At 70.0% G+C, this 3,172-nt stretch carries 3 protein-coding genes; all 3 read left to right on the forward strand.

All coding sequences use genetic code 11. The annotated features are described in order from the left end of the window. The coding region (locus tag ELR45_RS16105) for a DeoR/GlpR family DNA-binding transcription regulator (protein WP_205856695.1) at positions 1-685 on the forward strand (685 nt) is incomplete at its 5' end. A 32-nt stretch (positions 686-717) separates the two neighbouring features. Continuing rightward, entirely contained in the window at positions 718-2,184 is a 1,467-nt protein-coding gene (locus tag ELR45_RS16110; protein ID WP_129667305.1) for an FGGY family carbohydrate kinase, read from the forward strand. A 10-nt stretch (positions 2,185-2,194) separates the two neighbouring features. Further along, the coding region (locus tag ELR45_RS16115; RefSeq protein WP_129667362.1) for a 2-hydroxyacid dehydrogenase at positions 2,195-3,172 on the forward strand (978 nt) is incomplete at its 3' end.

A 3,172-nucleotide genomic window follows, 5' to 3' on the forward strand; every position in this document is an offset into this window, starting at 1 on the left:
GCTCTTCGGCGTCAGCCTGATGACCGTCCACCGCGATCTCGACGAGCTGGAACGGCAGGGCGTGGTGCGCAAGTTCCGCGGTGGTGTCAGCGCTCAGCCGTCGAGCGTGTTCGAGAGCAACGTGGAATACCGCCTGCGTACCGCCAAGGCTGAGAAGGCGGCCGTGGCCCGGTACGCCAGGACCATGATCGAGCCTGGCATGGCGGTGCTGCTGGACGACTCCACCACCACGCTCGGGGTGGCGCATCTGCTGCCCGACCTGGCGCCGCTCACCGTCATCACGAACTTTCTCGAGGTGATCAAGACGGTCAGCCGGATGCCCGACATCCGGCTGATCTCGCTGGGCGGCGAGTACTACCCGACGCATGACTCGTTCCTCGGCGTGCCGTGCATGGAGGCGATCGAGTCGCTGCGTGCGGATGTGCTCTTCACGTCCACGTCGGCTGTGTCGGCCACTCACGCGTTCCATCAGGAGCAGGAGATCGTGCTGGTCAAAAGGGCGATGATGCGCTCGGCCGGACGCAAGGTGCTGCTGATCGACCATGGCAAGCTGGGCGGCACCGCGCTGCACCAGCTGGCGCCGCTGACCGACTTCGACGACGTGGTCGTGGACGGGGGTGCACCCGAGGACATTCTCCGCACGTTGCGTGACCGGAGGGTCAACGTCCACGTCGCGGACGCGTGACCGGCACCGGCTTATTCGACGAGGAGACGTTCATGGAGGAACAGTTCACCTATGTAGGCGTCGACGTCGGGACCTCGCTGACCAAGGCTGTGGGGTACGACGCGGGCGGCGCCGAACTCTGCGTGCATAGCGTCCCGACCGAGCTGAGCTACCCGGGTGACGGACGCGTCGAGCAGGACGCCGACGGTGTGGTCGCCTCCGTGGTGCAGGTGGTGCGCGCCGTCGTCGCTGAGCTGCCGCAGGCGCCTGAGCTGATTGCGCTGACCGGTCAGGGCGACGGGTGCTGGCTGCACGACGGCGCCGGAGCCCCGGTGCGTCCGGCGGCTTCCTGGCTGGATGCGAGGGCGTCGGACGTGGTGCGCCGATGGGATGCCGACGGGACGGCGGATAAGATCCTCGCCCGTAACTCAGGCATGGTGTTCCCCGGCGCGTCCGCGGCGATCCTGGCAGCCCTGGACCGGGACGAGCCGGCGACGCTCGATGCGGCGACGACGGCCACCCACTGCGTGGGCCTCGTGTTCCACCGGCTGACCGGCGAGCGGGCCATCGACGTGTCGGATGCGTCGTTCCCGTTCCTGGACCCGCTCCGTCGTGACTACGACGACGAGATCCTGCGGGCATGCGGGTTGGAGCACCGGCGTGACCTGTTGCCACCGGTGGTCGGTCCGGCCGGTCCTGCGGCGCCGCTGACTGCCGACGCCGCCGAGGCGCTCGGCCTGCCGGGAACGGCGGAATCCCGGACGACGGTGAGCGCCGGCCCCTACGACCTGCTCGCGGCCGCCCGGGGCAGCGGCGTCGTCGACCCCGGAGACGGGTTGCTGATCATCGGCACCACGCTCGCCTGCCAGGTGGTCACCGACGATCCGGCGCCCATTCCGCACCGGGCCGGGCTGCTACTCGGCATGTGGCGGGAGGGCCGGTGGATGCGGGCGATGCCGGCGATGGTCGGGACGGCCTCGATGGACTGGCTGCTGCGAACTGTCGGCGCGTCGTTCGACGAGCTCGGCGACCTGGTCGGCGAGTCGCCGCCCGGGGCGCGCGGCGTGCGGGTGCTGCCGTACTGGTCCGAGTCGGGGGAGCGGGCGCCGTTCGTCGAAGGGTCGGCGCGCGGCCGATTCGATGGGCTACACCTGGGAACCAGCCGGGCCGACCTGGTCCGCGGACTCTGCGAGGCACTGGCGTTCGCGGCCCGGCACTGCTTCGAAGCGGCCGGACTGACCGGGCGGCTGGCCGTCTGCGGCGGCGGCACCCAGAGCGATGCGTGGACGCAGCTCTTCGCCGACGTCCTCGGCCGCCCGCTGGAGGTGGTCGACGTGCCGCAGGCCGGCGCGTACGGCGCGGTGATCTCGGCGCTGGAGGCACGCGGCGAGACACCCGGTTGGCCGATTCCGCGACACACTGTCGAGCCTGCGGCGGCGAGCCGCGAACTCTACGACGACGCGTACGACGACTACCTGCGCCGGGTCGACCGTGCCCGCGAGGAGTGGAAGACCCCATGAGGAGAACGAGATGACCGAGCAGCACCGGATACTGCTGGCAGGCGACCACTTCGTCATCAATGACCTGCTCGAGGAGCGACTGCGGCGGGCCGTCGCCGGTCTGGACGGACAGGGCGGGCAGGGCGTGCCGGCGCTCGATATCCGCCGGTTGACGTTGTCCTGGCCGCTGGTGCCGTTCGGCCGCGTGGGTGAGGTGGACGAGGCGGCCGACGTGGAGGACGAGCTGGTCGAGCTGGTGGGTGACGTCGACGTGGTGGTGACTCAGATGGCTCCGCTCACCAAGCGCGTCCTGGATGCCGCGCCCTCGTTGAAGCTCATCGTGTGCACCCGTGGGGGTCCGGTGAACGTCAACGTCGACGCCGCCACCGAGCGTGGCGTGCTGGTCTGCAACACGCCGGGACGCAACGCGGTGGCTGCGGCCGAGCACGCGGTGACACTCATGTTGAGCACGTTTCGATCCATCCCGCGCATCCACGGCGGCGTCACCGCCGGGGAGTGGCGCAGCGACCTCTACGCCTACGACGAGTGCGGTTTCGAGCTGGGCGGATCGACCGTCGGCCTGGTCGGCTACGGGGCGATCGGGAGGCGGGTGGCGCGGATACTGCGGGCGTTCGATGCGCAGGTGCTCGTCAACGACCCGTTCGTGGACGCCGGTGACCTCGAACCCGGAGCTCGGCTGGTAGACCTCCCGACGTTGCTGGGCAGCAGCGACGTGGTCAGCTTGCACGCCCGGCTCACGCCGGAAACGGCGAACTTGATCGGCAAGGAGAGCATCGCGGCGATGCGGCCAGGCAGCTATCTGGTGAACTCGGCGCGCGGTGGCCTGCTGGATTACGACGCGCTGGCCGCTGCGCTGGAGAGCGGCCAGCTTGCCGGGGCCGGACTCGACGTGTTCCCGGTGGAGCCGCTTCCGGCCGGATGGCCGCTGCTGTCGTCGGAGAAGGTAGTGATGACGCCGCATCTAGCCGGTGCGACCAAGCAGACCGCT

The sequence above is a fragment of the Phytoactinopolyspora endophytica genome (genome assembly GCF_004138495.1).
Classification (GTDB): Bacteria; Actinomycetota; Actinomycetes; order Jiangellales; family Jiangellaceae; genus Phytoactinopolyspora; species Phytoactinopolyspora endophytica.